The 3,511-nt window shown below is 65.3% G+C and carries 3 protein-coding genes; 2 read left to right on the top strand and 1 reads right to left on the bottom strand.

The window, feature by feature from the left end; genetic code table 11:
- The coding region (locus Q0O40_RS15685) for a glutamine synthetase family protein (protein ID WP_295532052.1) at positions 1–1,302 on the top strand (1,302 nt) is incomplete at its 5' end.
- A 204-nt stretch (positions 1,303–1,506) separates the two neighbouring features.
- Here the strand turns inward: Q0O40_RS15685 and Q0O40_RS15680 are convergent.
- Entirely contained in the window at positions 1,507–2,886 is a 1,380-nt protein-coding gene (locus Q0O40_RS15680) for an aspartate aminotransferase family protein (protein WP_295532048.1), read from the bottom strand.
- Between the two features lie 231 nt (positions 2,887–3,117).
- On the opposite strand from Q0O40_RS15680, the gene Q0O40_RS15675 reads away from it, so the two are divergent.
- The coding region (locus tag Q0O40_RS15675; protein WP_295532045.1) for a GntR family transcriptional regulator at positions 3,118–3,511 on the top strand (394 nt) is incomplete at its 3' end.

The following is a 3,511-nucleotide window of genomic DNA, read 5'->3' as shown; positions in this document are numbered from 1 at the left end:
GACGCGCATCCCCACATTTCGCGGGTCGAGGCGTTTGTCTTTGATCTGATGGGCGCGGCCAAGGGCAAGTGGCTGGAGCGGGGCAAGGCGGGCGCGGTGGATGCCAAGGGGTTGCCGATCCCGATCTCGGTGTTTGCGCTCGATGCCTGGGGCTGCGACGTGGCGGGCGCGGGGCTGGCCTTTGGCACCGGCGATCCCGATGCGCTGTGCTATCCGGTGGCCGGGCGCTTTGCTGAAATGCCCTGGGCCGGGCCGGGCATTGGCCAGTGCTTTATCACGATGCGCGGGCCCGATGGCCAGCCGGTCGTCTCCGATCCGCGCGGCGCGCTGGAACGAGTGCTCTCGCGCTACGCCGCCAAGGGGCTGACCCCGGTGGTGGCGATGGAACTGGAGTTCTATCTTTACCGCCTGGAAAACGGCGCGCCGGTGCCGCCCGATGGCAACATGCGCCGCAACGATACGCTCTCGACCAGCGTGCTGGCACAGAACGCTGCGCTGTTTGACGCGATCTTCGCCGCTGCGCATGCCATCGGCATTCCGGTGGATGGGATGATCAGCGAGGCCGGGCCCGGGCAGTATGAGCTCAATCTGCTGCACCGCGCCGATGCGCTTGCGGCGGCCGACGACGTGCTCTTGCTGCGCCGCATTGTGCGCGCGATGGCCGCGCAGCATGGGCTGGGCGCGACCTTCATGGCAAAGCCCTATGGCGAAGCCTCGGGCAACGGCATGCACATTCATGCCAGCCTGCTGGCTTCAGATGGCACGCCGGTGTTCGCCAAAGCGGGAGGCGGCGCGAGCGACATGCTCTATCATGCGGTCGAAGGGCTGCTCTCCGCGATGCCGGACACGATGCTGGCATTTGCGCCCAATTTCAATTCGTTCCGCCGGTTTCGCCCCGATGCGCATGCGCCGCTTTCGGCCAGCTGGGGCATCGATGACCGCTCCGCCGCCGTCCGCGTGATCCCCGGCGATGCCAAGACGGTGCGGATCGAGCACCGCATTTCGGGCGGCGACGTCAACCCCTATGTGGCGATGACCGCGATGCTGGGGGCCATGCTCGAAGGCATCGAGGCCGCGATCATGCCGCCGCCGCCGCAAGATCCCAAGGACCCCGGCCAGGGCCGCGCGCTGCCTGTGGAATGGGGCGCAGCAATCGCCGCATTTTCCAGCTCAGAGATCACCGCGCGCATCTTCGGCGCGCGGTTCCGTGATATCATGGTGGCCTGCAAGCAGCAGGACCGCGCCGCCTTCCTCAGTCATATCGACCGGTTCGAGTACGACACCTACCTCGGGCTGGTTTGAGGGTTTGATGTGGGCGCTGACCCCGCACTTCCCTCGTCACCCTGAACTTGTTTCAGGGTCCATCGTGCCGCAACCGCTGGTCCCTGAATTCCAAATCCAACTTGCAGCAAGGTTCCTGAACCTCGGGGGCCAGCGTAAACCGATGGATGGACCCTGAAACAAGTTCAGGGTGACGAGAAAGGGAGGAGGACGGAGGGGTAAGGCTTACAGCGCCGCCAATTGCGCGGGGGACGCATCGAGCGCGGCGCCGATGATCGCCACCAGCCGGTCGATTTCCTCATGCGTAATCACCAGCGGCGGGCTCATCACGATGGAATCGCGGATCGCGCGGACCATCAGGCCGCGCGCGATGCAATGATCGCGCACGATCGGGCCGGCCTGCCCGCCCGCTCCGTGGCGGCGGTTGGTGCCCTTCTCCGCCACGATCTCGACCGCGCCGAGCAGGCCCAGCGAGCGCACTTCGCCCACCAGCGGATGACCCGCCAGCCTCTGCAGCGCCGCGTTCAGATAGGGCCCGACATCCTCGCGCACGCGGTCGACCAGATGCTCTTCCTCGATGATCTGGATATTGCGCAGCGCGACCGCAGCGGAGACCGGGTGGCCCGAATAGGTGTAGCCATGCACGAAATCCTCGCCCGAGGCGCGCAAGGTCTCAACAATCTCGCTGGAAACGCCCGTCGCCGAAATCGGCAGGTAGCCCGACGAGAGCCCCTTGGCCATCGAGACGATATCGGGCCGGAAGCCATAATGCTGAAAGCCGAACCATTCGCCCAGCCGCCCAAACCCGCAGATCACCTCGTCTGCCACCAGCAGGATGCCGTATTTGCGGCAGATCGCCTCCACGCGCGGCCAATAGCCCGGCGGCGGGATGATCACCCCGCCCGCGCCCTGCACCGGCTCGCCGATGAACGCCGCGACGTTTTCGGGCCCGACCGCAAGAATGCGGTCCTCGATCTCCTGCGCCGCGCGCGCGCCAAACGCCTCCGGGTCCTCGCCAAAGCCTTCGCCGAACCAGTAGGGCTGCATCACATGCTCGATGCCCGGAATCGGCAGGCCGCCCTGCACATGCATGTAGCTCATGCCGCCGAGGCTGGCCGAGGCGACGGTCGATCCGTGATAGGCATTGTGGCGGCTGATAAACACCGTGCGCTTGGGCTCGCCCTTCATGCCCCAATAAGTGCGCACGAGGCGAAACACGGTATCGTTCGATTCAGAGCCGGAATTGTTGAAGAACACATGCTGCAGATGGCCGCCAAGCAAGCTGGCCACTTTGGCCGCAAGCTCGATCGGCGGCACGGTCGCGGTGCGAAAAAAGGTGTTGTAAAACGGCAGTTCTTCCATCTGCCGCGCGGCGACTTGGGCCAGCTCCTTGCGGCCATAGCCGATGTTGACGCACCACAGGCCGGCCATGCCATCCAGGATCGCATTGCCATCGCCGTCAACGATGGTGGAGCCTTGCGCGTGCGTGATGATCCGGCTGCCGCCCAGCTCCACCTGCAAGCCATAGCTCGATTGCGCAGGCAAATGGTGCGCCACATCGAGCTTGCGCAGCGCAGGGATATCGTAATTGCGGACGGTGGCCATTGCGGGTCTTTCGGAGGCGTGAATCTGCGATCACAGATGGAGGAGAAGCGCCGTTCTGTCAATCGAAACGGGCTGTTTGGCCAAGCTGTCGCAATGCGTGAGGTTCACCTCTTTCGTCACCCCGGACTTGATCCGGGGTCCCGCTGGCCAAGAGCACAGCGTCTGCGGTTAAGCACCCGTTTGGCGGCCAAAGGCGTTGATCCGGCCTTCGCTTGTTGTAGAACCGCGCAGGTGAGCGATGTCAAAGTTGAAATCGAGGGCGGCGCGCCCTCCTTGCGCGAGCAGGTCTATGACGAGCTGCGCTTTCGCCTGATCACCGGCAAGATCGCGCCCAGCCTTGGCATCTCCTCGCGCGGGCTGGCGCTGCAATTGGGCGTCAGCCAGATGCCGGTGCGCGATGCGCTGGGGCGGCTGGCGGCAGAGGGCGCGCTCGAAATCCGTTCAAAGCGCGCGGTGATGGTGCCGCGCATGAGCGAGGCGCGCTTTGCCGAGATCATGCGGCTGCGCACGCTGCTCGAACCGATGGTGGCCGCCGAGGCCCAGCCTTTCATCGACGCCGAGCGCCTGCGCCTGATCCGCGCCGCCGACGAAGCGACCGACGAGGCACTGCAAAGCGGCGATGTGA

The organism is Novosphingobium sp. Chol11, from assembly GCF_945870625.1.
Classification (GTDB): Bacteria; Pseudomonadota; Alphaproteobacteria; order Sphingomonadales; family Sphingomonadaceae; genus Novosphingobium.
Note: the sequence above shows the minus strand (reverse complement) of the source record. Positions and strands in the feature narration are given on the sequence as shown.

What these genes read in the sequence shown, in the direction of transcription:
- Q0O40_RS15680 (WP_295532048.1), bottom strand. Translation starts at nt 2,886, where the DNA reads ATGGCCACCGTCCGCAATTACGATATCCCTGCGCTGCGCAAGCTCGAT.